Genomic DNA, 25,507 nt, shown 5'->3' with positions numbered 1-25,507 from the left:
TTATGGGATTCGATGCGGTCCGGGGTCATATCCGCGCATCGAACATCGATACCGAACAGGTCTGGTGGGGCTGAGCAAGTCGGAGACGCGGCGCAGGGCGCGCGGCGATCCGATCCCGAAAGAGGACTAGGCGCGCGAGGCGCGCGGAAGGCCGGGCAGATGCCCGCGTCCTTGAACCCGATAGATCGTTGGATTTGCCGCCGTATCGGCGGAGCCGGGCCTGAAAGCCCTTGCGGCTCTGCCCATGGTGGCCGGATGAGATGGACGCGCCGCGCAGATGCGGCCGCCGCTTGAGGAGGTCGACAAAGGACCGACATGAGGAACGGCAACAACAAGCGAATGCGCGGCCGCAACAATCGCGGCGGCGGCAAGGGTCCGAATCCGCTGTCGCGGAGCTACGAATCGAACGGACCGGATGTGAAGATCAGGGGCACGGCCCAGCACATCGCCGAAAAATACCTTCAGCTGGCGCGCGACGCCCATTCGTCCGGCGACCCGGTCGCGGCGGAAAGCTATCTGCAACACGCCGAGCATTATTTCCGCATCATCGCGGCCGCTCACGAGGCGCAGCGTCAGCAGCAGCCACGTCCGGATGGTCAGCCCGTCGTCGAGGACGAAGGGGATGAGGACGACGACGACGATTTCGCCTCGCCCTTCGACAAGCGGTTCGAATCGCCTGTCTTCGTGCGCCCGGAACAGCCGCCACAGCAGAATCAGCAGCCGCGCGGCGATTTCGGCGGGGGCCAGCGCGACTTCCAGGGCGAGCGCCGCGATTTCCAGGGCGGCGAGCGGCGCGACTTCCAAGGCCAGAACCGCGATCGCGACCGGTTCCCGGACCGGCAGGATCGCCCGCGCTTCCAGGAGCGCCCGGACCGTCAGGACCGTCCGCGCTTCCAGCAGGATGCGGGCGGCGGCGAGCAGCCGGACGTTCAGGGCGCCGCGCCCGAGGGTGACGGCCAGCGTCAGGACGGGCGTCCCTACGAGAGCCGCCGCGAGCGCTTCGAGCGCCGCCGCGCCGAGCGCTTCGCCGAGCGGCAGTCGCGCCGCGAGGGTTCCGGTTTCGATCAGGACGAGGGCGGCGAGCCGGGCGATGCGCCGCGGGTGAGCAGCGACCGGCCGGCTGCCGAGCGGTCTTCTGCCGAGAGGTCGCCGGTCCGCGAGGAGGAGACGGGGAGCCTTGGCCTGCCGTCCTTCATCACCGGTGGCGCCGTGTCCGCTCCGGCTCCCGTTCAGGCCGAGGACGAGGCAGCGCCCGCCCCGCGCCCGCGCAAGCGCAGGACGCCGCGGGTCGAGGACGACGCGTCAGCGGAAGCCGCCGAAAAGACGCCGGCGGCCGAGTAGGCCGGCCCACCATCCCGGTTGCAAAGGGCGCGTCCGCCGGGCGCGCCCTTTTTGCTGCCCGGCCCGGATTTGCCGGCCGGCATGGCAATCTCCCGTTCCGGCCGCTTGCCCTCGCGCCGCGCTTGGCGGTAAAGCGCCGCAGCGGCAAAAATTCCAAGGACATGGCCATGGCCACGCACAAGCTTCTCATCCTGCCCGGCGACGGCATCGGCCCGGAGGTGATGGGGGAGGTCGAGAAGGTCGTCGGCTGGTTCTCCAAGCAGGGCATTGCCGGCTTCGAGACCGAGCGCGGCCTTGTCGGCGGCACGGCCTATGACGCGCATGGCGAGGCCATTTCCAACGCCGACATGGCGCTGGCGCAGGCCGCCGACGCCGTGCTGTTCGGCGCGGTCGGCGGGCCGAAATGGGCCGACGTGCCCTATTCCAAGCGCCCGGAAGCCGGCCTCCTGCGCCTGCGCAAGGATCTCGGCCTGTTTGCGAATCTCCGGCCGGCCATCTGCTTCCCGGCGCTCGCGGCGGCCTCGTCGCTGAAGACCGAAGTGGTCGAGGGCCTCGACATCCTGATCGTGCGCGAGCTGACCGGCGGCGTCTATTTCGGCGAGCCGAAGGAGATCGTCACGCTGGAAGACGGCCAGCAGCGCGCCATCGACACGCAGCTCTACACGACCTCCGAGATCGAGCGGATCACCCGCGTCGCCTTCGAACTGGCCAAGACGCGGCGCAACAAGGTCTCCTCGGCCGAGAAGCACAATGTCATGAAATCAGGCGTTCTGTGGAAGCAGGTGGTCACCCGCGTCCACAAGGCCGAGTTCGCCGACATGGAGCTGGAGCACGTGCTGGCCGACAATTGCGCCATGCAGCTCGTCCGCTGGCCGAAGCAGTACGATGTCATCGTCTGCGACAACCTGTTCGGCGACATTCTGTCGGACGTGGCGGCCATGCTGACCGGCTCGCTCGGCATGCTGCCCTCCGCCTCGCTCGGTGCCGAGGACCCGGCGACCGGCAAGCGCAAGGCGCTCTACGAGCCGGTCCACGGCTCGGCGCCGGACATTGCCGGCAAGGGCGCGGCCAATCCGATCGCGACGATCTCGTCGTTCTCGATGGCGCTGCGCTATTCGTTCAAGCTGGTGGAAGCCGCCGACATGCTCGACAAGGCGGTGACCAATGTGCTGGCCAGCGGGCTGCGCACGGCGGACATCAAGTCCGAAAACACCCATGTCGTCGGCACGGCGGCGATGGGCGACGCGATCGTGAAGGAGCTTCAGCGCCTCGCGGCGTGAGAGCCCGCCTGCTCGCGTCGTGCCCGGCCTTGTGCCGGGCATCCGCGACTTGAACCCAACCGATGAAGAAATTCGTGGATGGCCGGCATAGTCGAGGCAGTGCCTCGACGTGCAAGCTAGGGAATGGCGGTCAAAGGCCGCCTATGCCCGGCCATGACGGAAAGAGTTGCGCGCGCGACGAGCGATGCGCGAACGGGGCCGCGCTCAGGTCCGGAAGTCGATGTTGAGGCCGGGCTTTGCCATCTGCTTCGGCTGCTTCGACGTGCCGATGGTGGCGGTGAAACCTTCCATCCGCGACAGGTGCTGGCGCGCCTCCGGCGAGAGGGTCACGGTGACGCCGGCGACGCGCGTGCGCGGCGCGGCTTCCGTCCGGGCGGGAGCAGCCGCCTGGCCCGTGGCGGTTCCGCCGGCTCCGGCGGGGCCGACGGCATTCGGACCGATCTGACCAACAGCCATGTGCGCCTCCATCGTGGTTCGGCGCGCACCTTGGGCGTTTATGGTTAATGAAGGGTAAAGCGGCCGTCTTGCGACGGATCAGAGCCGGTTCGTGCGCAGGGCCGGACGGCCGCCGCGCTCGGTCGTGCCGACAGGCGCCGAGGCAGCGCCCGCGCCGGGGCAGGCCTCCTGCCGGCGCAGTTCCGCGCGCGCGAAAATGCCGGCGACGGCGGGGTCCCGGAGACCAACGGCGAAGATGCGGTCGGCGAAGCATGTCGCCTCCGCGCGGCTGACGATTTCCGGGCCGGCATTGCAGGTCCATCCGGCGATGCGCAGGCGGGCATCCGGTGCGCGCACGAGGAAGGCGAGGCAGGCCTTGGCGCCGTCATCGCCGGCCAGCATCACGTCGGCGGTCGCGGCCGCGCCGAACTTGGTCTCCAGCGGCAGCGGGCTGGCGCTCACGCGGGCGATCAGGCCGAGATCGGAAAACAGCGCCGACAGCTCGTCGGCGGCCGACGCCGGGTCGAGCTCGCCGCGATCGACCACCACGGCGGCGTGACGCCGGCCGTCGGAGGCCTCGCCGAACTGGAAATGCTCGCGCGACAGGCCGTCAGCGCGGCGCAGCACGGTCATGCGCTGGCCGAGCGGGCGCCAGCGGGGCGCATCGACGTCGAAGCCGGCATGGCGGGTCGCGACCGTGCGCCAGACGGGCGCTGCCTCAACCGGGTCGGCCGCCTCGCGCAGCTCCGTCGCCTGCTGCCCGCCCGCGCGCGCGGCAAGCGACAGCGCGGCGATCGGCAGCCCGACAATGGCGCCGAAGACCACGGCGAGCGCGACGGTCCGAACGGACATGCGCTCGCGCAGCGGCACGGTGGCTCGTCCCCCAAGGCGCATCGGCAACCTTCCCCAATCCCTCGGGGCCATGATGGGGGGCAGCTGTCTGGGCCGGGTTGCCGGACATGGTTGATGCCGGGTGAATGCGCATCGTGGTGAAGGTTTCGTCACCGTGCGGGCTGCCGCCGCCGCAAGCGTTGCGCGGCCGCAACATCGGACGGAAACCCGCGCCGGGACATGGAATGACTCGTTGACTCTGATTGCCGGTTTTTCTGACTTGGCAACTGCGAAGAAACCGCCGCCGCGGATTCCTGATGTCATCCGTCGGGAGCCGTAAAGGCGGCGTGGGAGAGGGTCATGGGGACTGGAGTCATCCGGCGGCTGGCGGCCGCCGCGGTGGGCGCGTGTGCGCTTGCCGGTATCGCGGCGCCGGGCGCGGCAGAAGCCCGCGACGTCATCAGGTTCACGGCTTCAAGCGCCGAGCCGGGCACCATCATCATCCGCAATTCGGAGCGCAGGCTCTATTTCGTGCAGGCCGACGGCACGGCGATCCGCTATCGCATCGCAGTCGGCCGCCCGTCCGAGCAATGGCTCGGCGAGACGGTGGTGAACGGCCGCCACGTGCGTCCGGCCTGGTCGCCGCCGGCGGTCGTGCGGCGGTCGAATCCGGCGCTGCCCGATGTCATTCCGGGCGGCGCGCCGAACAATCCGATGGGCGAAGGCGCCCTGACGCTGGCGGGTGGGGAATATGCCATTCACGGCACCAGCGCCGGCATGCGCCGCTCGATCGGCACGGCCGCTTCCTTCGGCTGCTTCCGCATGCTGAACGAGGATGTGGTCGACCTGATGAATCGCGTCGGCGTCGGCACCCGCGTGGTGGTGACGCGCTGATTCAGATGCTCGGAGGGGAGCGCTGAAGAGGGCCCGGCCGCAAGGCCGGGCCTTCTGCTTTTCAGGCCCTCAGCTTGCCGAGCCAGTCCCGCGCCAGACGGATGTCGGCCTGGGTCAGGCTGTGTCCGGCGGGCAGGACTTCGTGCTCGACATTGGCGCCAGACGTCTCGAACCGCCGGGCGAGCTCCGCTGCGTTCGCCTCGGGGATGATCGGATCCATGGCGCCGGTCAGCATGAGGATCGGCTTGCCGGCAAGATCAGGTTTCGGTGCGTCGGCCAGCGGCGTCATGGCGCGGATCAGGACCGCGCCGGCGAGCGCCTCCGGCCGCAGCAGCAGCAGCGCCGCCGCGATGTTCGCGCCGTTGGAGAAGCCGACCGCGACGGGCGCGGCAAGGCCATGGCGCTCGCGGGCCTCCGCGATGAAGTCGCCGAGGTCGTTGGCGCGGCGGATCACGTCGGCCTCGTCGAACACGCCTTCGGCCAGCCGCCGGAAGAAGCGCGGCATGCCGTTTTCCAGCACCTTGCCGCGCGGCGAGACGATGGCGGCTCCAGGTGCGATCATCTGGCCGAGCGGGATGAGATCGTTCTCGTCGCCGCCGGTGCCGTGCAGCAGCAGAAGCGGCGGCCGCGAGGCATCCGTGGCGGGCACGTGGCGATAGGTGAACGAGGAAGCAGTGGCGACGGTCATGGCGACCTCCCGAAGCCTGCGCCTTTGGCGCGGCGATGAAGTGAAGGAACTCCCCGCGCCGGATGCGCGGGGAGCGTCTGGTCCTGTCAGGCGAGCGCCGGCAGCACGGCCTCGATGCGGCTGCGCTGCGCCTCGTATTGCGGCGGCAGCTTCAGCGCCTCGCCGAGGCTGGCGACCGGCTCGTCGATCGAGAAGCCCGGCTCGTCGGTCGCGATCTCGAACAGCACGCCGCCCGGCTCGCGGAAATAGACCGAGCGGAAGTAGTTGCGGTCGCGCTGCGCGGTGACGCGCTGGCCGTGGGTTTCGGTCAGCTTCTTCACCATCGCCGCCTGCTCCGCATCGTCGGCGGCACGGAAGGCGATGTGATGCACCGAGCCCGCACCCTCGCGCCCCGGCAGGAAGCCACCAGCCGAGCGGACATCGACGATGCCGCCGATGGCGGTATCCGCTGCCCGGTAGCGCACGGTCGTGCCCTCGCGGCCGGCCTCGGCAAGGCCGAAGACGTCGCTGAGGATCGCGCCGGTGCGGCTGCCCTCGTCGACCAGCAGGCTGACGCCGTGGAAACCGCGAATGGCGTGCTCGGCCGGGATGTCGCCGCCGGCCCAGCCCGGCTCGTCGCCGATGCCGGCCAGGCAGACCAGCGACAGCTTCATGCCGTCGGGATCGGAGAACGGCAGAACCGTCTCGCCGAAGCGCCTGGTGATGGTCTCGTGCGGCACGCCCTTCTCGATGAAGCGCTGCGCCCACCAGCCGAGCGAACCCGCGGGTACGCGAAGCATGGTCTCCTGCGTCTGGCCGATGCCGATCCGGCCGGGAGCGGCATGCTCCCAGGGGAAGAACGTCAGGATCGTGCCGGGCTGGCCGGTCTCGTCGCCGTAGTAGAGGTGATAGGTGCCGGGATCGTCGAAATTGACGGTCTTCTTGACCAGCCGCATGCCGAGCGTGCCGACGTAGAAATCGACATTGCGGCGGGCCGGGCCGGAAATGGCGGTGACGTGATGAATGCCGTTGCGGGTCATGGTCCTGTCTCCCGGTGAGGCGGAAGGCCTCGTGTGTTGGAGACAAGATAGGAGCGGCCGCCGGCGGCGCTATCGTGAATTCCTTGCGTCCGCGCAATCAGATCGTGCAAATCTCGCGGGAACGAATTGCGAGATTGCGGGCCCCGCTATTTCTTCGGGAAGACGTAGATGAAGGTGGCCATCTCGGTCTCGGGAGTCTTGTCGGGATCGCGGACATATTCCTCGACGAAAGCGTCCTCGGCGGCGATGCCCCGCTCGTCGAGATGGTTGGTGATCTCGTCGTAGGTCTGTTCCATCGTGTCGTAGCCGCCGTGATGGACGAAGCGGATGGCGCGGCCGGCGGGCGTCTCGCCCGGCTTCGCCGGCGTCAGGCGCGCGGGATCGCCGTCGATCCGCGTGACGGGCAGGATGGCCTCGTAGTCGACCTGATCGTCGGAGGACGAGACAAAACGGATCATCGGCGGGCCGGAGGCGGTCAGCCCGTTGGCGCTGGCGATGCGGGTGAGTTGCTCGATCGCCTTGCGAAACGTGCCGTAAAGGTCGTCCCAGGTGGTTTTGCCGGGCAGGATGACGGCGGGCCTCGCCTCAAGCGTCACCTCGTCGCCGAAGCCGGCGCCCTGCACGACTTCGTCGGAGGGGAGCACCGAGGCCGGCGCGTCGGGTGCGGCGACGGCGGGGGGCGCAGCCGGGGCCGCGGGAGCAGGTGGCGCGGGATCGGCAGGCGCGGTCGGCGGCGGCGATGGCGCGCGCTGCGTTTCGGCGGGAGGCGCCGCGGGCGCCTGCGCGAAGGCTGTTCCCGCTGTCAGCGCCGCTGCCGCGAGAACACCCAGGAAGACCGTCGTGACGAGAGCCGTCATGGCCCGCCCATCCTTCGCCTGCACCAGCGCCCCGCGCCGGCCATTTTGATGCGCGGCACGATAGCCTATATAGGAAAGTCGCATCGTGTCCCTTTCATCACATTGACGCACCAACTCCGTCATCGGATCACGGCCCGACGAGAGCCCGGTGTCACGAGACCAACGTCATGAGCGCCCTCGCAAACCATCCGTTCTGGAAGATGAACGGCGCCGGCAACGAGATCGTCGTGGTCGACCTGCGCGGATCGAGCCATGTCGTGACCGCGGCTGAGGCGCGGGCGATCGCCGCCGGTGAGCGATCGCGCTTCGATCAGCTGATGGTGCTGCACAGGCCGAGGACGCCCGGCACGGCCGCCTATATCCGCATCTACAACACCGATGGATCGCAGGCGGGCGCCTGCGGCAACGGCACGCGATGCGTCGCCTGGGTGCTGACCGAGGAGACCGGCCGCGACCATCTGGTGGTCGAGACGGTCGCCGGCCTGCTCGACTGCCGCCGCACCGGGCCGCATGCCTTCTCGGTCGACATGGGCGAGCCGCGCTTCGGCTGGCAGGACATTCCGCTCGCCGAGGAGTTCCGCGACACCCGCGCCATCGAATTGCAGATCGGGCCTATCGACGCGCCGATCCTGCATTCACCGTCGGTCGTCTCGATGGGCAATCCGCACGCGGTGTTCTGGGTCGACGATCCCTATGCCTTCGACCTGCCGAAGATCGGGCCGATGCTGGAGAACCATCCGATCTTTCCGGAGCGGGCCAACATCTCGCTCGCCGCCGTCAAGGCGCGCGATCACATCGTGCTGTGGGTCTGGGAGCGCGGCGTCGGCATCACCAGGGCCTGCGGCTCGGCCGCCTGCGCGGCGCTGGTTGCGGCCGCCCGCACCAAGCGGACCGACCGCGCCGCGCGTATCAGCCTGCCCGGCGGCGAGCTGTTCATCGAGTGGCGCGAGGACAACCACGTCATCATGACCGGGCCGACCGAATTGGAACATACCGGCACGTTCGACCCGGCCCTGTTCGCGTCGGCTGCCTGAGCCATGGGCGTCGAGGTCGTCACCTTCGGTTGCCGGCTGAACACCTCCGAGTCTGAGGTGATGCAGAAGCTTGCCTCGGAGGCGGGCCTGTCCGACGCGATCGTCATCAATACCTGCGCGGTGACCGCCGAGGCGACGCGGCAGGCACGTCAGACCATCCGCCGCATGAAGCGCGAGAACCCCAACGCCCGGATCGTCGTGACCGGCTGCGCGGCGCAGACCGAGCCGGAAATGTTCGCCGGGATGGCCGAGGTCGACCGCGTCATCGGCAATGACGAGAAGATGAAGGCGGAGGCCTGGGGCGAGACCCGGCTGGCGCTGTCACGTGGGCCGGATTTCGGCGTCGCAGCGACCGAGAAGGTCGCGGTCAACGACATCATGGCGGTGCGGGAACAGGCGCTGCACCTCGTCGACGGGCTCACCGGGCGCTCCCGCGCCTTCGTCCAGGTGCAGAACGGCTGCGACCACCGCTGCACCTTCTGCATCATCCCGTTCGGCCGCGGCAATTCGCGCTCCGTCCCGATGGGGGAGGTGGTGGAACAGGTCCGCAAGCTGGTCGAGAACGGCTATCGCGAGGTCGTGCTGACCGGGGTCGACATCACCAGCTATGGGCAGGGCCTGCCGGGTGAGCCGAAGCTCGGCGCGCTCACCAAGGCGATTCTGAAACATGTGCCGGAGCTGGAGCGGTTGCGCATCTCGTCCATCGATTCCGTCGAGGCCGACCGCGACCTGCTCGACGTCATCGGCGGCGAGGCCCGGTTCATGCCGCATCTGCATCTCTCGCTGCAGGCCGGCGACGACATGGTGCTGAAGCGGATGAAGCGGCGGCACCTGCGCGCGGATGCAATAGCCTTCACGGATCAGGTGAAGCGGCTGCGGCCCGACATGGTGTTCGGCGCGGACATCATCGCGGGCTTTCCGACCGAGACGGAGGACATGTTCGCCCGCTCGCTCGACATCGTCGGCGAGTGCGACCTGACGCATCTCCACGTCTTCCCGTTCTCAGCCAGACCCGGCACGCCGGCGGCGCGCATGCCGCAGGTCGCGCGGGAGGTCGTGAAGAGCCGCGCCAAGCGCCTGCGCGAGCGCGGCGAACAGGCGCTGCGCGCCCATCTCGACGGCATGGTGGGCCGTGGCTACCGCGTGCTGACCGAGACGACCGGCATGGGCCGCACCGAGCATTTCACGCCGGTCCGCCTCAACGCGCCCATCGAGCCCGGCGTCATCGTCGACCTGACCGTGGCGGGCCACGATGGCCGCGAGGCCATCGCGGCCTGAACGGCGTCAGCCGCCGGCGGCCTGCCGCACGAGCGGACCGTATTTCTCGGCATCGCTGGCGAGTTCCGCCTGGAAGGCCTCGGGCGTCGAGGTCACGAGGGTCACGCCCTGCTGCTCGAAACGCTGGCGCATGTCGGCCGCGCCCAGCGCCTCCTTGATGTCGCGCGCGATCTGGTCGACCAGCGGTTTCGGCAGGCCGACCGGGCCGAGTACGCCGAACCATGCGTCATAGGCGAAACTGGCAAGGCCGGCCTCCTTGAAGGTCGGGACGTTCGGCAGCTGCGACATCCGCGCATCGCCGGTGACCGCGAGGGCGCGGATCCGGCCGGCCTGGATCAGGTCGCCGCCGACGTTGAAGAAGGTGAAGCAGAAGGCGGAATCGCCTCTAAGTACGCTGGTCTGGCTTTCCGGCATGCCGCGATAGGGCACGAGCTGCATCTGCGTGCCGGTCGCGTGGCGGAACACCTCGGCCGCGATGCCGGTGGAACTGCCAAGGCCGGCGGAGGCATAGTTGAGCTGGCCCGGCCGGGCTTTCGCCGTCCTCACCAGATCGTCCACCGTGCGGATGTCGCCCTCGGCCGGCGCGATCATGATCGAGGGCATGGAGGCGACCTTGGCGATGGCGACGAAATCCTTCACCGGGTCGAAGGTCGCGTCGCGGTTGACCGCGCGGATCACCACATGGCCGTTGGAGGTCAGCATCAGCGTCAGGCCGTCCGCCGCCGCCCGGGCGACGCCGCCGGTGCCGGCAATGCCGGGCCGGTTCTCGACGATGACCTGCTGGCCCCATTTCTCGCGCAGCTTCTCGGCGAGGGAGCGGGCGAGGATGTCCGTCATGCTGCCGGCCGAGAAGGGCACGATCAGCCGGACCATCTGGTTGGGATAGGCCTGGGCGCGGGCGCCCTGGGCTCCAAGGAAAGCACCGGCCGACGCCGCGCCGGCGCCTATGAGCAAGCCTCTGCGATCGAGGGGCATGGGGGGATCCTCCGGGGGGCGTCATTCTTGTCGTTGGTCCTGACATGCCGTTGGCTCAGGCCGCCGGCTTCGGCAGCGGCATGGCGAGCAGCACGACCACGGTCCTGTTCGTCTCGTTCTTCAGGGCGCGGATTTCGTTGGGAGCGATGCGGCAGCTGTCCCACTGGCGCAGAACCGCCGTCTCGCTGTCGGTCTGGATGGTCAGTTCGCCGTCGAGTACCACATAGATCTTCTCCTCCGGCGAGGCGGAAGGATCGATATGCCCGCCGGGCAGAAGCTGCGAGACGCCCAGCCACATCGTTTCCGAGGGACCCGCCTCGCGGCCCTGCATGCGCAGCATCCGCATGTCGTGATGGCCGGGAGACTGATAGGGCTTCAGGTCGGCGAAGCGGTTGACGTGCATCGGATCACCCGTTGGGCAGGAAGACGACGCGGTCGCGTGAGGCGCCGAGCACCGCGATATAGGCGTCGCGCGCCCTGTCCAGCGGGTAGATGGCGCGGCTCTCGATCGGGAACGGCTTCAGCGCACCCGATGCGAAGCCGGCTACGAGATCGCGGAGAACGTCGGCCGTCGCGGTCGAGGACAGAGCCAGCGTGTCGATGCCGACATAGGTGTGGCGGCCGCGGTAGAAGGCGAAGATGTCGAAGGCGACCGGCTGCTTCACCGATGCGATCATGATCATGCGGCCAGTGACGGCCAGCGATTTCGTGCCCGCCTCGTGATAGGGCTCGCCGACCGTGTTGTAGACGATGTCGGCGCCGCGTCCGCCGGTCAGTTCCCTGACGCGCGCGGCGACGTCCTCCGTCGCGGCGTTGATCACGGTGACCGGGCCGCTGGCATGACCGGCATGGCCCTCGTCCTTGCGGACGACGCCGATGACCCTGGCGCCCTGCCATGTCGCGATCTGGGTCGCGGCCTGGCCAACCTTGCCGTTGAGGCCGAGAATCAGCACGGTCTCGCCGGCCTTCGGCATTCCCGTGCGGCGGAAGCCTTCCTGCGCGGTGACGAAGGGCACGCCGATGCCGGCCGCCTCGGCGAGCGAAATGTTTGCCGGCTTCTCGACCAGCGCCGATGCCTCGACGACGAGATGCGTGGCATGGGTGCCATCGCGGCGGATGCCGAGATCGCCGGACGAGCCGAAGACTTCCCGCCCGACGAGATCGGCCGGTCCCTCGACGACGATGCCGGCGAAGTCGCGGCCCGGCGTCCGGGGGAAGACGGCATAGGGCATCATGCCGATGGCGGCCTTGGCGTCGGACGGATTGACCGCAGCGGCCCGTACCTCGACCAGCACGTCGTCGGCGCTACGGCGCGCCAGTGCCACGGGCTCGACCGTGGGCGCGACCGCCTCGATGGTTTCGGCCTTGGCAGCAAGCCGGACCGCGCGCATCGCGAGGGCTGCGGTCTCGGCCTCGATCTCGGTGGCGACCGTCATGGCGTCCTCTTGTCACGCGGCCCGGGAGGGCAGGTGGAAAATGTCGCGGGCCTCGTCGGTCGTCGCCACCTGCGCGCCGAGCTCCTCGACGATGCGGCGGGCCTTCGCGACCATGGCGGCGTTGGACGGCGCGAGCACGCCGCGGTCGAGCATGACCGCGTCCTCGAGCCCGGTGCGCGCGTGCCCGCCGGCGAGCACCGACTGCGCCACCATCGGGAAGGACGAGCGCCCCGTGCCGATCACCGTGAACTCGGTATCCGCCGGCAGCATGTCGCGGGCGTAGAGCACCGTCTCCGGCGTCGGCTGGAAGCCGTACTTCACGCCCATCACGAAAGAGGCGATGGACGGACCGGAGATGGAGCCGTCCTTCAGGAGGTCGTGCATCAGGGCGATGTCGCCGGAATCGAACAGCTCGATTTCCGGCTTGACGCCGGCCTCGCGGATGACCCTGGCCATGCGGCGGACATTGCCGGGCGTGTTGATGACCACCTGCGCGCCGGAGTTCATCGTGTTGAGGTCGAGCGTGCAGATATCGGGCTTCAGCGCGGCGATATGCTCGACCCGCTTCTCGGGGACCACCAGCGTCGTGCCGGGCGCCGCGACCTTGGGATCGTCCTCGGAGGGCACGAAGCGGCCACCCGGCCCCGTGGTGATGTTGAGGATCAGCTTGGGGTTGCGCGCGCGGATGCGCGCGACCACATCGCGGTAGTATTCGAGCTCCATCGACGGCTTGCCGGTGCCGGGCTCGCGCACATGGATATGGGTGACGGCAGCGCCGGCCTCCGCCGCACCGAGACAGGCCTCGGCGATCTCCTCCGGCGTGATCGGCAGGTGCGGGGTCTGGTCGGGGGTCGTCAGGTTGCCGGTCACCGCGCAGGTGATGACGACCTTGTTCCGCATCGGCCTCATCAGGGTACCCTTTTGCCTTCGTTGTCGATTGGGGGCGAGAGCCCCGGCTGTCAGAGCGCCCGGCCGCCATCCAGAAGGATGATCGAGCCGGTCGAATAGGTGAGATGGGTCGCGCAGGCGACGATGGCGCGGGCGCAGTCGTCGACCGTCGCGACGCGCCTCAGCGGGATGGTCGGCGCCAGTTTGGCGAGCTGTTCGGGCCCGCGCCCCGGCACGAAATCGGTATCGACCGCGCCGGGCGAGACGCTCATGACCCTCACGGCCGGCGCCAGCGTGCGCGCCAGAGCCTTGGTCAGCGTGTCCATGCCGGCCTTGGAGGCGGCATAGGCGATGTTGGAGCCCTGGCCGGTGAGAGCGGCAAGCGAGGAGACGTTGACGATCAGCCCGTCGCCGCTGGCCTCCAGCAGTTTGCGGAAGACGCGGACGGCGGCGAACTGGCCGCGCCAGTTGACGCGGAACATCTCGTCGATGAAGTCGTCGGTCAGGGCGTCGAAATCGCCGGCCGCGACGGGCTTCGTGTAGCCCGCCGAATTGACGAGGATGTCGCAGCGGCCGAGCCGCCTCTCGACTTCGGCCGCGAGCGCCGTGAGCGTCACGGTGTCCTCCACCGTCGCGCTGGCGGCGAAATGGCCGGAACCGGGCAGGCCGGCAATGGCCTTTTCGCCCGCTGCCTTGTCCGAGCGATAGGTGACGACGACGGTCGCGCCTTCGGCAGCGAACAGGCGGGCGCTCGCCGCGCCGATGCCGCCCGAGCCGCCGAGAATGACGGCAACCTTGCCGGAAAGCCTGGATGCGCTCATGCGCTGTCCTTCACTTGATCGGGGGAACGGGGAGCACGGCTTCGCCCGGCTCCATCACGAAAGTATAGTCGAGCGTGTAGCCGTCGCCGTCCCTGGCGAAGTCGCCGATCAGCGAACGGGTCACGCCGAACACGGCGTCGCTCTCGAGGTGCTTGTCGTCATCGACGAAGACCTGGGTGATCAGCGTCTTGAAGCCGGGCTTGTAGATCAGGAAATGGATGTGCGCCGGACGGAAGGGATGGCGGTTCTGCGCCTCCAGCATCCGGCCGACGACGCCATGGGTCGGCACCGGGTAGCCCGCCGGTTTGACCGAGGTGAAGGCGAAGCGGCCGTCCGCCCCGGTGACGAACTTGCCGCGCAGGTTCATGTCGGCCTGGTTCTCGTCCTGGTTCTCGTACATGCCGATGGGCGAGGCCTGCCAGACATCGACTTCGGCGCCGGCGATGGGCTGCCCCTTGCCGTCGCGCACGAGGCATGAGGCGGCGAGCCTCGCGCCGGGGGTCTCGGACCGCAGGATCGAGCCGCCGTTCTCGGTGCGCGGCGAGTGCATCCGCCAGAACGGGCCGAGGAGCGCGGCGGCCGTTTCCGTATTGCCGGCATTGCCATTGTTGAGCAGGCAGACGAGGGTCGACAGTCCCACCGCGTCAGAGGCGAGGACCGCCTCGTTGTGGGTGTCATTGGTGAACTGGCCGAGGCCGACCGCGTATTCGATCGCCTTTTCCCATTCAGGTTCGGTCAGCCGCACCTCGCGCGCGAAGGCGTGCAGGTGGCGAACCAGCGCCTCCATGATCTCCTTGAGGCGCGGATCCGCCGTTTCGGCCATGGCCGACAGCACCGCATCGGTCACCTGCTCCTGGCGCTCGATGATCATCGTTTCACTCCCTGCCGCAGATCTATTGCAATCGATTGCAAAGGTCAAGCCGACGCAGGTGTCTGCCGTGCGCCCGGCGACAATGCCGATGGGGCAACCTTGCGGCTTTCGTTGCGGGTTTGCGGCCCTCGGGCACGACATGCGCGCCGGTCCATCCGAGAACCACTATGCCGGTATCGGAGCGCTGACCGAGGAAGAACGCGACGGGGTGCGTCGCTCGTACGAACAGCCCGCAAAGAAAGAGGCCGGACCCTCGGCGGATCCGGCCTCGCGCAACTCCGTCCCGGTGCCGCTAGGCGCGGCGTATCAGGCCGGCGACAACGGAAACGACGAAGAGCACGATCGCGACCCAGAACAGCATCTGGGCGCCGCTCATCGCGGTTCCGGCGACGCCGCCGAAGCCGAGGAAAGCCGCAACCAGCGCGACGATGAGGAAGATGACGGCCCAGTGGAGGAGGCTACCCATGACAGTTCTCCTGACGGTTTCGATAGTCATCGACGATGACGGCGGGTTGGCCGCGCCGACGTCGCAATGTCGGTTCAGCAACGTGCGATGAGGCGGCGAAGTTCCACGCGATCGGAGGCCGGGCCGACGGGCCGAAAACTCTTCCCCGCGTCGTGGGAACAGAAGGCCGGCAGGCGCGTTGGTGTCGCGGCCTGACGTCCAGGCGCGCCCGTGCGCCACCCGAACCTTGACCCGCCTCGCCACGCCGGGATTTCGTCGCCCTTCATGAATAACGGACTGATCCAGCCCGCCCCCGACACGCAGACAGGCAGTTACCGCCAGCGCCTGAGCTCGCTGCGGACGCGTCTCCTGTTCCTGATCGCCGGCATCACCGTGCCGCTTCTGGCGCTCGCCATCGGCGCGGTCTGGCAGGCGCATCTCAGCGAGCGCGCACGCGTGGAGGCGCGGCTCGTCGATGTCGCGCGCGCCACTGCCGCCAGCATCGACAGCGAAATGCGCTCCGTGGAGATCTATCTGCGCGTCGTCGCGGCCTCGTCGTCGCTGGCGGGCGGCGACTGGGTCTCGGTCTACCAGCAGACGCGCCAGTCGGCGCCGGCCGGTACGCATGTCGCGGTGCTCGACGATCAGGGCCGGCGCATTCTGGGGTCGGCCTTCTCGCTGCCCGCGACGCTGGCAACGCTTGCGCCGGAGGCGGCGGCCGATCTCACGCGCAGGACGCTGGCCCGGAACGACATCGTGGTGTCCGACCTGATCGTCGGCCAGCCCGGCGCCGCGCCGATGATCCTCGGCGCGATCGCCGCCAGCACGAGGACCGGCCAGCGGGTCGCCGTCGCGCTGATCATGCCGGCCGACATGCTGACCACTTCGCTTCGCGACCAGAACATGCCGCCGGACTGGATCTCCGCCGTCATCGACACCCGCGACATCGTCGTGACCCGATCGCGCGACGCGGAGCGCTTCGTCGGGTCGCGCGTGATCGGTCCCATCCGCGACAGCATGCGCAACGAGCCTGACCGGCTGGCGCGCACCGCGGCGGCCGACGGCATGCCCGTCGTGCTCGCCTTCGCCACCGCGCGGGTGAGCGGCTATCGCACGGTCATCGCCATTCCCGAGCAGGTGTTCGGCACGGCATTCCTGTCAACCATCGGTCCGGTCGCGGCCATCGGGGTCAGCCTCATCGCGGCCGCCATGGGCATCGCCATGCTGGCGTCGAGCCGCATCCTGTCGGCGGTCCGGCGCGACTACGCCGTCGAGGAGACGCGGCGGGAGCGCGACGCCGTGTCGCTCCGCGAGATGGATGCCGAGCTCAGGGCCTCCGAGCGACGCTTCCAGACCATTGCCGACACGATCCCGCAGCTCATCTGGTCGACGGGGCCCGATGGGCGGCACGACTATTTCAACGACCGCTGGCATGCCTTCACGGGCATGGCGCCCGGCATGGTCGCCGCGACGGCATGGAGCGACTACGTTCACCCGGACGAGCAGCGCCGGGCCGTTGCGCTGTGGAACCAGTCGCGGGCTGCCGCGGAGCCGTTCGAATTCGAATGCCGCCTGCAGGCGGGCGACGGCGACTTCCGCTGGTTCGTGGTGCGCGCCGTGCCGATCTTCACGCGCCAGGGCGGCATCGAGCGCTGGCTGGGCAGCGCCACCGATATCCACGACCGCAAGCTGGCGGAGCGCGCGCTGGTCGGCGCGCAGGCCCAGCTGGAGGCGCGCGTCCTTGAACTGGAATCGGTCTATCAGTTCGCGCCGGTGGGGCTGGCCGTCATCGACCGCGCGATGCGCTTCCTGCGGGTCAACGCCGCGCTTTCCGCTATGGTTGGCCGCCCGGTCGCGACGGAGAGCGGCAAGACCGTCGCGGAGGTCATGCCGCAATTCGCCGAAACGCTGGAGCCGGCGATCCGGAAGGTGCTGGCCGGCGAGGCGGTCGGCCGTCTCGAACTGATCGGGAGCCCGGATGGCGATGCGTCCCGGCGGCGCGTCTGGCAGGCCGATTTCTACCCCGTGCGGCAGGAGGCGGGCGAGGTGACCGCCGTGGGTGCGATCATCGACGACGTCACTGCCGAACACGGGGCCGAGGCGGCGCTGGCGGGTGAGAAATCGCGGCTGGAGCGCCTGATGATCCTGGCGCCAAACCTCATCTACATCACCGACATCGAGCGCCGGCGCAACGTCTTCATGAACCCGCAGATCTACGAGTCGCTGGGCTATGCCCCGGCGGAGCTTTCGGGCCGCAGCATCAGGGCCCTCAACGAGCTCGTGCACCCGGACGACCGGCAGGTTCTGACCGATCTCAGCCTGTCGGTGCGGCGGATGGCCGATGGCGAGGTGCGCGAGGCGGAATACCGTATCCGTCATGCAGACGGAGGCTATCGCTGGTTCCTGATCCGCGAGACGCCGTTCGCCCGGGACGCCGAAGGCAAGGTCGCCCAGGTGCTCGGTACCGGTCTCGACATCACCGCTCGCAGGGAGGCGGACGAGCATCAGAAGGTGCTCATTCGCGAGTTGCACCACCGCGTGAAGAACATTCTGGCGACGGTCCAGGCCATAGCCTCGGCCACGGGGCGCTCGGCCAAGACGTTCGCGGCGTTCCGCGACGATTTCTCGGACCGGCTCGTGTCGCTCGGCCGCACCCATTCGCTGCTAACCCACGAGGCGTGGGCGGGCGCGGGCCTGCACGAGATCCTGAAGAGCGAACTCCAGCCCTATCTGGACGACGCCGGGCGGGTGACGATTGACGGACCTTTCGTGGAAATCCCGCGCGACATCGTCGTCTCTGTGGGCATGGCCGTGCATGAACTGACCACGAATGCCGTGAAGTACGGCTCGCTGTCGGTGCCGGAGGGGCGCGTCCATGTGTCGATCGAGACCGACGGCGCGCCGGTCGAACCGAAACTGACCATGGTCTGGACGGAGAGCGGCGGGCCGGAAGTCAGGACGCCGACGCGCCGTGGCTTTGGCTCCTTGCTGCTCAATCGGCTCCTGTCGGCCCAACTTGGCGGCGAACTCGCGATCGACTACCGGCCGGAAGGCATCGTTGCACGCATCGAGATCGTGCTGCGCGCCAGCGACCGGACCTGACGGTCGGGAACCCTTGCCCGCGCCGATGGTTCTTGTGCCGCCGACAGCGGCGCGGCGGACCTTTCCATAGGTTCGCCGGAACCTCGCCCCGCGCCGGGCGGCGGAGAACGGTCGACGATGCGAAACGACATTCTGTGGTTCCTGCCGCGAGCGGAACCGGTGCCCGAGACCAACGACGAAAAGCCGGGCCTGTTCGACATAGGCGATCACGACCCGGTGCTGCGCTATTCGGCGCTCGGCATCTTCCTGATCCTCGGGACGGCGGCGCTGGCCATCGCGCGGCCGGTGGCGCTGCCGGTCACGGCCGGCATCGTGTTCGGCATCGTCTTGGGCCCTCTGACCGACCGGCTTATCCGCAAGGGCCTTCCCGCTCCGGGAGCGGCCGGACTGGTGGTGGTGGTCGGGGGCCTCGTGCTGATCGCCATCTTCGGCCTGCTGGCGGCACCCGTCGCCATGGGCGTCGACCAGATTCCAGCGATCCTCGCGACCTTGCGGACGAAGCTCGACGGGCTGTTCGACATCGTTCATCGCGTGCAGGGCGCGACGGGCTCCGGCGGCCCGGCGCTGGAGGTCTCCACCGGCAACCAGTTCAGCCCGCTGCTCAACATCGCGTTGACCTCGACGAGCGCCGCCGGCGGCGTGCTGATCTTTATCGCCACGGTCTATTTCTATCTTGCGGGGCGGCGCACCCTGAAGGCGCGCCTGCTGCGCATGTGCCTCGGGCGCGGCGCGCGACAGGTCGCCGATACCTTCTTCCAGGAGACCGAAAGCCGGATCGCGACCTATTTCGGCGTCGTCACAGTGATCAATCTGGTCGTCGGTCTGCTCGCCACCGTGCTCGCCTGGGCGGCTGGCTTCCCCTATCCGCCATTCTGGGGCGCCATGGCCTTCGTACTCAACTATCTCGCCTTCGTCGGCCCGTTCATCGCCACTGTCCTGATCCTCGGCGCCGGGCTGACGGCCGATACCAGCCTGTTCGGCGCGATCTGGCCCGCGGCGGTGTTTCTCGGCATGCATGCCATCGAGGGCAATATCGTCACGCCCAGCCTGATTGGCCGCCGGCTGACCATGTCGCCATTCCTCGTCTTCCTGTCTTTCGTGTTCTGGCTCTGGCTTTGGGGGCCGGTCGGCGCCGTGCTGTCGACGCCGCTGCTGCTCATCGGTCTCGTCATGTTCGAGGTGCTGTCGAGCTATCGCTCGATGAACGAGGAGGAGGCTTCCGGCGTGCCCACGGCCGGAACAGAAGCGAGCGCGGCGCGTTCAATGCTGCGGAGCGGCGCGGAGGCATAGGGTCTCCGGGCCGCGACGAAATGCGATAGTCAGGAGTGCTCCATGGCCCGCGTCAAGACGAACGACGACACGGTATCGGAAGTCCTCCGTTCCACCGCCGGAGACGCGGTCGGGCGCGCGGAGGAGCTGCGCGGCAAGACCACCGCCGGGGCCGCTGACATGGGTCGGGCGGTCGTCGAGGAAGCAGGAGAATTCGCCGCGAACGTACAGGAGAAGCTGAAGGCCGTCGGCGTCGACACCGACGTCATGCTGGGGGCCGCGAAGGATCAGGCCGGCGAACTGCAGAAGCTGGTCGCCGACGAGCTCAAGACCCGCCCGTTGCGCGCGCTGGGCCTTGCGGCGGCCGCCGGCCTCATCGTCGGTTATCTCTCGGCGCGGTGAGCACCATGCTGCGGGCTCTCTCACTGCTGGCGGCATCGGAACTCGGTGGCGCCGTCCGGCGCAACGTCGCGATTCTCGCGATCCATGCCGTGGCGCTGATCGTTTTCGCGGCTGCCTGCGGCTTCCTGATCGCCGTGGCACATATGATGCTGGCGGCGGCCCATGGCGCCATCGCCGCCAGCCTGATCATTGCCGGCGCTCTCGCCGGGATCGCGCTGATGCTGGTCCTGACCGGCATGATCCTGCGGCATCGGGCAAGGCGGCGGGCCAATGTCGCGACGGCGGCCCTGGTCGCCGCGCCGATGGTCTTGCCCGCGGCCCGCGCGCTCGCCTCCAGCGCCACGGTCAGTGCCGGCGTCATCACTGGTGCCGTCGCGCTCGGCGCGCTTGTCGGTCGCCAGCTCGGCAAGAACGGCTGACCCCTCATCCCATCGCGCTCATGCCGGCCATCCGCGAGGACCGACGATGCCTGTTCTGATCTGCGAGGACGACGGGTTGCTCGCAAGCGAGATCGAGGCGATTGCCGGTGAGGCCGGGGCAGGGCTGGCGCAGGTCTCGTGGCCGAATATTGCGATGATCGATCGGGGAAAAGAACGACGGCGCGGGGCAGGCTCCCTCGCTCGATTACTATACGCGCTTCACGACCACCCATTGAGCCCGGATTCGCTCATGCTGAAACCCGCGGAGGGCGAAATCGCCTTCCGCGGGTTTTTCGCATCCAGCGGGCGGACGCGCCCCGTCGCGAGAGCCGGATCAGTTGCTGATCGAGCGGTGAACGGCCGCGATGGTCGAGGGGCGCGCACCCGTATCGGGCTGATCGCGGAAGCGTTCGAAGGCGCCATGCGCATAGTCGAGATCGGCATGGCTCGGCGCAACCGCGAGCGCCTGAGCGCTGGCGATCGGACCCAACGACCGGGCCGGCCGGAACTCCCCGACGGTCAGGGTGACGACCGTGGCGATCGCGCCGGCCATGCCGAGCAGGGCGGGCCGGGCCAGAAGGACGAAGCCGTTCGTGCGGGATGTCCGGCGAGACATGGGGCATTCCTCCGGAATCGAGGTCGACTGCATGGTTGAACAACGCGGCAGACGGCAACGGGTTCAGTTCGCGGCGCTCGCGACGATCACGGTCGTGTCAGCGCTTGGCATGGCCACGGCGCTCGATATCGCCGAGGCGCGCCAGCGCCGGCAGCGCGTGCCCCTATTCTCCGCGCCTCTGCCTGAGCCCCGGCCGTCTGCTCCCGCCGAACCGGCAGAGGCGGCTCCCGCGATGCCCGCCCAGCCGCCCGGGGAGAGTGCCGCGGCTCCGCCGCGGCCCGGCACCTGCGCGGAGCGTCTCGCGGCGATGGGCGTGACATTCCAGCGGCCATCTCCACCCGCCCGCAACGATGCGCGTTGCGTGATCGAGGATGCCGTCCAGATCGAGCGGATGCAGGATGGCGGGACCGTTCTCCGCTGGCCCGATCGCCCGATCCTCGCCTGCGACGCGGCGGAGCGATTTGCGAGCTTCACGCGCGATGCATTGCGGCCGATGGCGCGCGGCATCCTCGGCGCCGACTTGGTCGCGGCGGGCACCGGGAGCGGTTTCGAGTGTCGTCCGCGCAGCCGGCTGGCTGGCGCGAAGCTCAGCGCCCACGGCCAGGGGCTCGCGGTGGACATCGCATGGTTCGAACTGGATGGGCGGCGACGCGTCGTTGTCGAGACGCCCGCCTCCGACGCGGAGCGGCGCTTCCTGTCGGCGGTTCGCAAGGCGGCCTGCGGCTGGTTCACCACGGTCCTCGGGCCAGGATCCGATGCCGCCCACGCCAATCACCTGCATTTCGATGCCGAGCGTCGCGGCCGGGACGGGCAGTCCCGCCTTTGCCAGTAGCCCAAAAAGAAACCCCGCGCTCCGGAGAGCGCGGGGCCCGCGGCCGCCTCTTGGCGACAGACCTTACATTCTGCGGGAGCGTCAGGTCCGCTCGCCGGCAAACCGCGGCATCTCCTGAAGCTGCTGCTTGGTGCGCATGATGACGCCGAACACGGTGCCGTCGGACTGACGCATCAGCTTCACTTCGCGCAATTCCAGCGCGACCTTCTTTTCGCCGATGCCGAGGAATCCGCCGACGCCGATCACGGCATGGGTAATGCGGCCGTCGGCGCCGATGACGAGGTCATCGATCTTGCCGATCGAGTCGTGGCGCTCGCGCATGGCCCGCCATTGCTCGTCGCTGGCCGGCGTCGGAGCGATGGCCCCGGTACCGGCGGTCGAGGCCGTTGTCGTCGGGTCGGAGGTCGCGGCTGCGGCATTGTCCGGCTTTGGCGCGTAGACCGAGATGCCGATCAGCTTGTTCACCGAGAACTCGTTGGCCGAGAGATGGACGGTCGGTTCGGCCGGAGCCGTGCGCGCGGCCGGAGCCTGCTGACGCTGCATCGGCGCGGGCGTCGCGGGGGTGGACGGCGTCTGGGTCTGGGCGATCGCGCCCGTGGCAAGCACGGCGGCGACTGACGCGGTGGTGAGGAAGGTCCGGATCATGGTGATCTCCCGTTGGTGTCGGTGATGGCTCGGACCGCGGGCAAGGCGCGGGGCGTCGCCCATGGCTGTTAAAGCAACGAAGGGGCGCGGCAATTGTTCCTGCGCGGGCGTGCCTGTGACGCGAGGCCGGGAAAAAGCACAGGGTGTCTTGTGCCGCGAGGAACCTGCGGCGCCTAGCGGCGTTCCTCCGCTCGGGCCGGCAGAGTGCGTTGGGGAGGCCCCGAGAGAACCATCCCATGAGCGATCAGCCCGACGAGACGGCGGCCGCGAACCGGCGCTCCCGGACGACGGAGTTCTTTCGTGTCGCGCTTGGCTTCTGGACCGGGCGATCGCGCCGGCGTGCGTGGATCCTGACGGTCGCCGTGCTGGCCTTCGCCTTCGCGCAGATCGCGGCGCAGGTTGGCATCAACAGCTGGAACCGGTTGTTCTTCGACGCGCTGGAGAAAAAGGAGTTGCCGGCGGTGATGTCGGCCATCGCCTTGCTGCCCGTTCTCGTCGGCGCGGCGGCGCTGACCATGTCCGGCCTCGTCGTGCTGCGCATGCTGCTGCAGGTACGCTGGCGCGAATGGCTGACCAACCGCCTTGCGGGCTGGTGGATCGCCGACCAGCGCTATTACCGCCTCGGATTTCTGGAGACCGAGCAGACCGCCCCGGAATTCCGCATCGCGGAGGATGTCCGCATCGCCACCGAGCCGCTGGTGGAATTCGCGATAGGCCTGATCGCGGCCTTCACGACGGCGGTGACCTTTGCGGCGATCCTCTGGACGGTTGCCGGCTCGATCGGCGTCTCACTCGGCGGGCGGACGCTGTTGATCCCGGGATACATGGCCATGGCGGCGGTTCTCTATGCCGCGATCGCTTCGGCCGCCGCCTATTTCGTCGGGCGGGCGCTGGTCGGCAGGGTCGCCGCCAAGAACGAGGCAGAGGCGCTGTTCCGCGCCGAGATGACCCGGCTGCGCGAGAATGCCGAGAGCATCGCCCTGATCAAGGGCGATGCCGACGAGCGCCAGTCGGTGCGCGGCACCTATGCGGAGGTGGTGCGCGCCTGGCTCGCGGTCGTTCGCAGGCAGGGTTTCATCGCGCTCGTGCTGAATACCAATGGCGCCCTTTTCCCCATCGTCCCGCTGCTGCTCATCGCGCCGAAATACCTGTCCGGCGAGCTGACGCTCGGTGCGGTGATGCAGGTCGCGGCGGCATTCAGCGCGGTGCAGGCGGCACTGATCTGGTTCGTCGACAATTTCGTGCGGCTGTCCGAGTGGTACGCCTCGCTGGTGCGCGTCGATGAGTTCGCCGAGACGCTGCAGGAGATCGACGTTGGCACGATCATGGAGGAGGACCAGCAGATCGCACTCGGCGTCAGCGAGGATGATCACATCCACATCAAGGACCTGTCGCTTGCCCACCGCAACGGCCGCGTGGTGATCGATGACGCGTCCATCGATATCGCGCCCGGCGAGAAGGTGCTGATCACGGGCGAGAGCGGCTCCGGCAAGAGCACGCTGATCCGCGCGCTGGCGGGGCTGTGGCCATGGGGTTCGGGCGCGATCGCGTTCCCGAGGGGCGTCAAATACGCCTTCGTCCCCCAGAAGCCCTACGTGCCGAAGGGCACGCTGCGCGACGCGCTGCTCTACCCCGACACGGAGGGCGACGTGCCGGACGAGACCATCGTTGCGGCCATGAAGCGCTGCGGCCTCGACTACATGGTCAGGCGGCTGGACGAGGAGGACGACTGGGACCGCGTCCTCTCGGGTGGCGAGCGGCAGCGCATCGCGTTCTGCCGCCTCGTCATCCAGAAGCCGTCGATCATCATCATGGACGAAGCGACGGCCGCGCTCGACGAAGGCAGCCAGGCGAGCCTCCTGGGCCTGTTCGCGGAAGAACTGGCGCAGTCAACGCTGATCAGCGTCGGCCATCGCGCGGGGCTCGATGAGTTCCACGAGCGCAAGATCGTACTGGTGCGCCGGCCGGCAGGCGCCAAGGTGAAATCCGAGCCGATCCGCAAGTCGCTCTGGCGCATGATGCGCCGGCGCGAACCGGCGCTGGAGGCGCGGTAATTTGCCACAAGACGGGAACCAGAGGCCTGCCCGGGTGTTGTTCGGGCATATCGCTTCACTTTCCGCGATATGGACCTCTCCAACTCTCCAAACTGAAAGCCGCCTCGGGCGGCTTCATTTTTGCGCGGCTGCCCATTGCGCTAGGCTGGCGCGGAGCGGCCAGCGCCTCAGCCTTCGAGTTCGGTCATGGACCTCTTCATCCGGCATGTGACCACCTACACCTATTCTGTCCCGGTGAGCTTCGGTCCGCACAGGCTGATGATCCGTCCGCGCGACAGTTTCGACATCCGCATCCTCGACACCCGGATCGAGATCTCGCCCGCCGCCAGCCTGCAGTGGATGCACGACGCGTATGGCAATCCCGTCGCGATCGCGACCTTCGGCGAGCCGAGCGACCGGCTGGAGATCGCCAGCGGGCTGGTGTTGCGACGCTATGCGTCGGCCTTCCCCAGCGCCCGCGCCGGGCCGACGGCGCCCTTCGCTCCGCACTATTCCGACGGCGAGCGCATCGTGCTGCAGCCGTTCATGGCGCCGGCCAGCGAGGACGAGGACGGCGCATTGGTCACGTGGATCGGCGAGGTTCTGGCCGATCAGTCCGGCGATCCCGATCCGCTCGCGCGCCTGTCCAACGCCATCCATTCCGGCTTTGGCTATTCGGTGCGTTTCGAGGAGGGGACGCAGGCTCCGGGACAGACCATCGCCGTCCGGTCCGGTTCGTGCCGCGACCTTGCCTGGTTGTTCATCGAGGCGGTGCGCAGGCTCGGCTATGCGGCCCGCTTCGTCACGGGCTATCTCCACAATCAGGGCAATGACGATCCCGCCAGCCGCGCGGCGGTGGGACTGACCCACGCCTGGGCCGAGGTCTTCGTGCCGGGCGACGGCTGGGTGGAGTTCGACCCGACCAATGCGCTGGTCGCCGATCCGCATCTCATCCGCGTCGCGGTGGCCCGCGTGCCCGGCGATGCCTCGCCGGTCGCCGGCAGCTTCACCGGCCCGTTCGGCGCGCAGCTTGGCCTCGCCGTCGGCGTCGATATTTCGCGCGCGGTGAGCCACGCGGGCGTCGCCTGACGGCAGG

At 68.8% G+C, this 25,507-nt stretch carries 26 protein-coding genes; 12 read left to right on the top strand and 14 right to left on the bottom strand.

Features of this window, described 5'->3' with window-relative positions:
• The first annotated feature begins 315 nt into the window (after positions 1 to 315).
• Both JNK84_RS03575 and leuB read left to right on the top strand, forming a co-directional pair.
• Positions 316 to 1,341, top strand: a complete 1,026-nt coding sequence (locus JNK84_RS03575) for a DUF4167 domain-containing protein (RefSeq protein ID WP_293420641.1) — start codon at positions 316 to 318, stop codon at positions 1,339 to 1,341.
• A gap of 167 nt (positions 1,342 to 1,508) precedes the next feature.
• The gene (leuB, locus tag JNK84_RS03570) at positions 1,509 to 2,621 is read left to right on the top strand and encodes a 3-isopropylmalate dehydrogenase (protein ID WP_293420639.1); all 1,113 of its coding nucleotides are present in this window, start codon (positions 1,509 to 1,511) and stop codon (positions 2,619 to 2,621) included.
• Between the two features lie 204 nt (positions 2,622 to 2,825).
• On the opposite strand, the gene JNK84_RS03565 is transcribed toward leuB, so the two are convergent.
• Both JNK84_RS03565 and JNK84_RS03560 read right to left on the bottom strand, forming a co-directional pair.
• Positions 2,826 to 3,077, bottom strand: coding sequence for a hypothetical protein (locus JNK84_RS03565; protein WP_293420637.1), 252 nt, complete (start codon positions 3,075 to 3,077; stop codon positions 2,826 to 2,828).
• Between the two features lie 78 nt (positions 3,078 to 3,155).
• The gene (locus JNK84_RS03560) at positions 3,156 to 3,908 is read right to left on the bottom strand and encodes a hypothetical protein (RefSeq protein WP_293420635.1); all 753 of its coding nucleotides are present in this window, start codon (positions 3,906 to 3,908) and stop codon (positions 3,156 to 3,158) included.
• A gap of 339 nt (positions 3,909 to 4,247) precedes the next feature.
• Between JNK84_RS03560 and JNK84_RS03555 the strand changes: the two genes are divergently transcribed.
• A complete protein-coding gene (locus JNK84_RS03555) occupies positions 4,248 to 4,781 on the top strand; it encodes a L,D-transpeptidase (protein WP_293420633.1) in 534 nt (177 codons plus the stop codon).
• 61 nt (positions 4,782 to 4,842) lie between these two features.
• On the opposite strand, the gene JNK84_RS03550 is transcribed toward JNK84_RS03555, so the two are convergent.
• The 3 genes from JNK84_RS03550 to JNK84_RS03540 form a co-directional block, all read right to left on the bottom strand.
• The gene (locus JNK84_RS03550) at positions 4,843 to 5,469 is read right to left on the bottom strand and encodes an alpha/beta hydrolase (RefSeq protein WP_293420631.1); all 627 of its coding nucleotides are present in this window, start codon (positions 5,467 to 5,469) and stop codon (positions 4,843 to 4,845) included.
• An 86-nt stretch (positions 5,470 to 5,555) separates the two neighbouring features.
• Positions 5,556 to 6,488, bottom strand: a complete 933-nt coding sequence (locus JNK84_RS03545) for a ring-cleaving dioxygenase (protein WP_293420629.1) — start codon at positions 6,486 to 6,488, stop codon at positions 5,556 to 5,558.
• A gap of 146 nt (positions 6,489 to 6,634) precedes the next feature.
• Positions 6,635 to 7,345 (bottom strand): GyrI-like domain-containing protein, encoded by a 711-nt coding sequence (locus tag JNK84_RS03540; RefSeq protein WP_293420627.1) that lies wholly within the window; start codon positions 7,343 to 7,345, stop codon positions 6,635 to 6,637.
• Between the two features lie 167 nt (positions 7,346 to 7,512).
• On the opposite strand from JNK84_RS03540, the gene dapF reads away from it, so the two are divergent.
• Complete coding sequence (gene dapF, locus JNK84_RS03535; protein ID WP_293420625.1) at positions 7,513 to 8,379, top strand: diaminopimelate epimerase; 867 nt, start codon at positions 7,513 to 7,515, stop codon at positions 8,377 to 8,379.
• A 3-nt stretch (positions 8,380 to 8,382) separates the two neighbouring features.
• The gene (mtaB, locus tag JNK84_RS03530; protein WP_293420623.1) at positions 8,383 to 9,657 is read left to right on the top strand and encodes a tRNA (N(6)-L-threonylcarbamoyladenosine(37)-C(2))-methylthiotransferase MtaB; all 1,275 of its coding nucleotides are present in this window, start codon (positions 8,383 to 8,385) and stop codon (positions 9,655 to 9,657) included.
• A 6-nt stretch (positions 9,658 to 9,663) separates the two neighbouring features.
• Here mtaB and JNK84_RS03525 read toward each other — a convergent pair whose 3' ends face one another.
• From JNK84_RS03525 to JNK84_RS03495, 7 genes are all read right to left on the bottom strand, one after another.
• A complete protein-coding gene (locus tag JNK84_RS03525; RefSeq protein WP_293420621.1) occupies positions 9,664 to 10,632 on the bottom strand; it encodes a Bug family tripartite tricarboxylate transporter substrate binding protein in 969 nt (322 codons plus the stop codon).
• Between the two features lie 55 nt (positions 10,633 to 10,687).
• Positions 10,688 to 11,035, bottom strand: a complete 348-nt coding sequence (locus JNK84_RS03520; protein WP_293420619.1) for a cupin domain-containing protein — start codon at positions 11,033 to 11,035, stop codon at positions 10,688 to 10,690.
• 4 nt (positions 11,036 to 11,039) lie between these two features.
• Positions 11,040 to 12,068, bottom strand: coding sequence for a quinone oxidoreductase family protein (locus JNK84_RS03515; RefSeq protein ID WP_293420617.1), 1,029 nt, complete (start codon positions 12,066 to 12,068; stop codon positions 11,040 to 11,042).
• Positions 12,069 to 12,080: 12 nt separating this feature from the next.
• The gene (locus tag JNK84_RS03510) at positions 12,081 to 12,968 is read right to left on the bottom strand and encodes a 3-keto-5-aminohexanoate cleavage protein (RefSeq protein ID WP_293420615.1); all 888 of its coding nucleotides are present in this window, start codon (positions 12,966 to 12,968) and stop codon (positions 12,081 to 12,083) included.
• Positions 12,969 to 13,027: 59 nt separating this feature from the next.
• Positions 13,028 to 13,777, bottom strand: coding sequence for an SDR family NAD(P)-dependent oxidoreductase (locus tag JNK84_RS03505; RefSeq protein ID WP_293420613.1), 750 nt, complete (start codon positions 13,775 to 13,777; stop codon positions 13,028 to 13,030).
• Positions 13,778 to 13,787: 10 nt separating this feature from the next.
• Positions 13,788 to 14,648, bottom strand: a complete 861-nt coding sequence (locus JNK84_RS03500; protein WP_293420611.1) for a dioxygenase family protein — start codon at positions 14,646 to 14,648, stop codon at positions 13,788 to 13,790.
• 292 nt (positions 14,649 to 14,940) lie between these two features.
• Positions 14,941 to 15,114, bottom strand: a complete 174-nt coding sequence (locus JNK84_RS03495; RefSeq protein ID WP_293420609.1) for a DUF1328 domain-containing protein — start codon at positions 15,112 to 15,114, stop codon at positions 14,941 to 14,943.
• Positions 15,115 to 15,378: 264 nt separating this feature from the next.
• Between JNK84_RS03495 and JNK84_RS03490 the strand changes: the two genes are divergently transcribed.
• The 4 genes from JNK84_RS03490 to JNK84_RS03475 all read left to right on the top strand — a co-directional run bounded on the left by JNK84_RS03490 (position 15,379) and on the right by JNK84_RS03475 (position 20,285).
• Positions 15,379 to 18,195 (top strand): PAS domain-containing sensor histidine kinase, encoded by a 2,817-nt coding sequence (locus JNK84_RS03490; protein ID WP_293420607.1) that lies wholly within the window; start codon positions 15,379 to 15,381, stop codon positions 18,193 to 18,195.
• A 117-nt stretch (positions 18,196 to 18,312) separates the two neighbouring features.
• Entirely contained in the window at positions 18,313 to 19,485 is a 1,173-nt protein-coding gene (locus JNK84_RS03485) for an AI-2E family transporter (RefSeq protein WP_293420605.1), read from the top strand.
• Positions 19,486 to 19,527: 42 nt separating this feature from the next.
• Positions 19,528 to 19,866, top strand: coding sequence for a hypothetical protein (locus JNK84_RS03480; protein WP_293420603.1), 339 nt, complete (start codon positions 19,528 to 19,530; stop codon positions 19,864 to 19,866).
• Positions 19,867 to 19,871: 5 nt separating this feature from the next.
• Positions 19,872 to 20,285, top strand: a complete 414-nt coding sequence (locus JNK84_RS03475) for a hypothetical protein (RefSeq protein ID WP_293420601.1) — start codon at positions 19,872 to 19,874, stop codon at positions 20,283 to 20,285.
• 334 nt (positions 20,286 to 20,619) lie between these two features.
• On the opposite strand, the gene JNK84_RS03470 is transcribed toward JNK84_RS03475, so the two are convergent.
• Positions 20,620 to 20,901 carry a hypothetical protein gene (locus JNK84_RS03470; RefSeq protein ID WP_293420599.1) on the bottom strand — a complete coding sequence of 94 codons (282 nt, stop codon included), beginning with the start codon at positions 20,899 to 20,901 and terminating at the stop codon, positions 20,620 to 20,622.
• 31 nt (positions 20,902 to 20,932) lie between these two features.
• On the opposite strand from JNK84_RS03470, the gene JNK84_RS03465 reads away from it, so the two are divergent.
• Positions 20,933 to 21,733 carry an extensin family protein gene (locus tag JNK84_RS03465; protein WP_293420597.1) on the top strand — a complete coding sequence of 267 codons (801 nt, stop codon included), beginning with the start codon at positions 20,933 to 20,935 and terminating at the stop codon, positions 21,731 to 21,733.
• Positions 21,734 to 21,814: 81 nt separating this feature from the next.
• Here JNK84_RS03465 and JNK84_RS03460 read toward each other — a convergent pair whose 3' ends face one another.
• Positions 21,815 to 22,378, bottom strand: coding sequence for a PRC-barrel domain-containing protein (locus JNK84_RS03460; protein WP_293420595.1), 564 nt, complete (start codon positions 22,376 to 22,378; stop codon positions 21,815 to 21,817).
• 236 nt (positions 22,379 to 22,614) lie between these two features.
• Between JNK84_RS03460 and JNK84_RS03455 the strand changes: the two genes are divergently transcribed.
• Both JNK84_RS03455 and JNK84_RS03450 read left to right on the top strand, forming a co-directional pair.
• Positions 22,615 to 24,432: an ABC transporter ATP-binding protein/permease gene (locus JNK84_RS03455; protein WP_293420593.1), complete on the top strand. Its 1,818-nt coding sequence runs from the start codon at positions 22,615 to 22,617 to the stop codon at positions 24,430 to 24,432.
• Positions 24,433 to 24,618: 186 nt separating this feature from the next.
• Positions 24,619 to 25,500: a transglutaminase family protein gene (locus JNK84_RS03450; RefSeq protein ID WP_293420591.1), complete on the top strand. Its 882-nt coding sequence runs from the start codon at positions 24,619 to 24,621 to the stop codon at positions 25,498 to 25,500.
• Positions 25,501 to 25,507 lie beyond the last annotated feature (7 nt).

The organism is Phreatobacter sp. (assembly GCF_016793595.1).
Lineage (GTDB): Bacteria > Pseudomonadota > Alphaproteobacteria > Rhizobiales > Phreatobacteraceae > Phreatobacter.
This window is presented reverse-complemented; position numbering and strand designations above follow the sequence as displayed.

Coding starts and splice junctions, on each gene's coding strand:
- JNK84_RS03575 (WP_293420641.1), top strand. CDS start 316: ATGAGGAACGGCAACAACAAGCGAATGCGCGGCCGCAACAATCGCGGC.
- leuB (WP_293420639.1), top strand. CDS start 1,509: ATGGCCACGCACAAGCTTCTCATCCTGCCCGGCGACGGCATCGGCCCG.
- JNK84_RS03565 (WP_293420637.1), bottom strand. CDS start 3,077: ATGGCTGTTGGTCAGATCGGTCCGAATGCCGTCGGCCCCGCCGGAGCC.
- JNK84_RS03560 (WP_293420635.1), bottom strand. CDS start 3,908: ATGTCCGTTCGGACCGTCGCGCTCGCCGTGGTCTTCGGCGCCATTGTC.
- JNK84_RS03555 (WP_293420633.1), top strand. CDS start 4,248: ATGGGGACTGGAGTCATCCGGCGGCTGGCGGCCGCCGCGGTGGGCGCG.
- JNK84_RS03550 (WP_293420631.1), bottom strand. CDS start 5,469: ATGACCGTCGCCACTGCTTCCTCGTTCACCTATCGCCACGTGCCCGCC.
- JNK84_RS03545 (WP_293420629.1), bottom strand. CDS start 6,488: ATGACCCGCAACGGCATTCATCACGTCACCGCCATTTCCGGCCCGGCC.
- JNK84_RS03540 (WP_293420627.1), bottom strand. CDS start 7,345: ATGACGGCTCTCGTCACGACGGTCTTCCTGGGTGTTCTCGCGGCAGCG.
- dapF (WP_293420625.1), top strand. CDS start 7,513: ATGAGCGCCCTCGCAAACCATCCGTTCTGGAAGATGAACGGCGCCGGC.
- mtaB (WP_293420623.1), top strand. CDS start 8,383: ATGGGCGTCGAGGTCGTCACCTTCGGTTGCCGGCTGAACACCTCCGAG.
- JNK84_RS03525 (WP_293420621.1), bottom strand. CDS start 10,632: ATGCCCCTCGATCGCAGAGGCTTGCTCATAGGCGCCGGCGCGGCGTCG.
- JNK84_RS03520 (WP_293420619.1), bottom strand. CDS start 11,035: ATGCACGTCAACCGCTTCGCCGACCTGAAGCCCTATCAGTCTCCCGGC.
- JNK84_RS03515 (WP_293420617.1), bottom strand. CDS start 12,068: ATGACGGTCGCCACCGAGATCGAGGCCGAGACCGCAGCCCTCGCGATG.
- JNK84_RS03510 (WP_293420615.1), bottom strand. CDS start 12,968: ATGCGGAACAAGGTCGTCATCACCTGCGCGGTGACCGGCAACCTGACG.
- JNK84_RS03505 (WP_293420613.1), bottom strand. CDS start 13,777: ATGAGCGCATCCAGGCTTTCCGGCAAGGTTGCCGTCATTCTCGGCGGC.
- JNK84_RS03500 (WP_293420611.1), bottom strand. CDS start 14,648: ATGATCATCGAGCGCCAGGAGCAGGTGACCGATGCGGTGCTGTCGGCC.
- JNK84_RS03495 (WP_293420609.1), bottom strand. CDS start 15,114: ATGGGTAGCCTCCTCCACTGGGCCGTCATCTTCCTCATCGTCGCGCTG.
- JNK84_RS03490 (WP_293420607.1), top strand. CDS start 15,379: ATGAATAACGGACTGATCCAGCCCGCCCCCGACACGCAGACAGGCAGT.
- JNK84_RS03485 (WP_293420605.1), top strand. CDS start 18,313: ATGCGAAACGACATTCTGTGGTTCCTGCCGCGAGCGGAACCGGTGCCC.
- JNK84_RS03480 (WP_293420603.1), top strand. CDS start 19,528: ATGGCCCGCGTCAAGACGAACGACGACACGGTATCGGAAGTCCTCCGT.
- JNK84_RS03475 (WP_293420601.1), top strand. CDS start 19,872: ATGCTGCGGGCTCTCTCACTGCTGGCGGCATCGGAACTCGGTGGCGCC.
- JNK84_RS03470 (WP_293420599.1), bottom strand. CDS start 20,901: ATGTCTCGCCGGACATCCCGCACGAACGGCTTCGTCCTTCTGGCCCGG.
- JNK84_RS03465 (WP_293420597.1), top strand. CDS start 20,933: ATGGTTGAACAACGCGGCAGACGGCAACGGGTTCAGTTCGCGGCGCTC.
- JNK84_RS03460 (WP_293420595.1), bottom strand. CDS start 22,378: ATGATCCGGACCTTCCTCACCACCGCGTCAGTCGCCGCCGTGCTTGCC.
- JNK84_RS03455 (WP_293420593.1), top strand. CDS start 22,615: ATGAGCGATCAGCCCGACGAGACGGCGGCCGCGAACCGGCGCTCCCGG.
- JNK84_RS03450 (WP_293420591.1), top strand. CDS start 24,619: ATGGACCTCTTCATCCGGCATGTGACCACCTACACCTATTCTGTCCCG.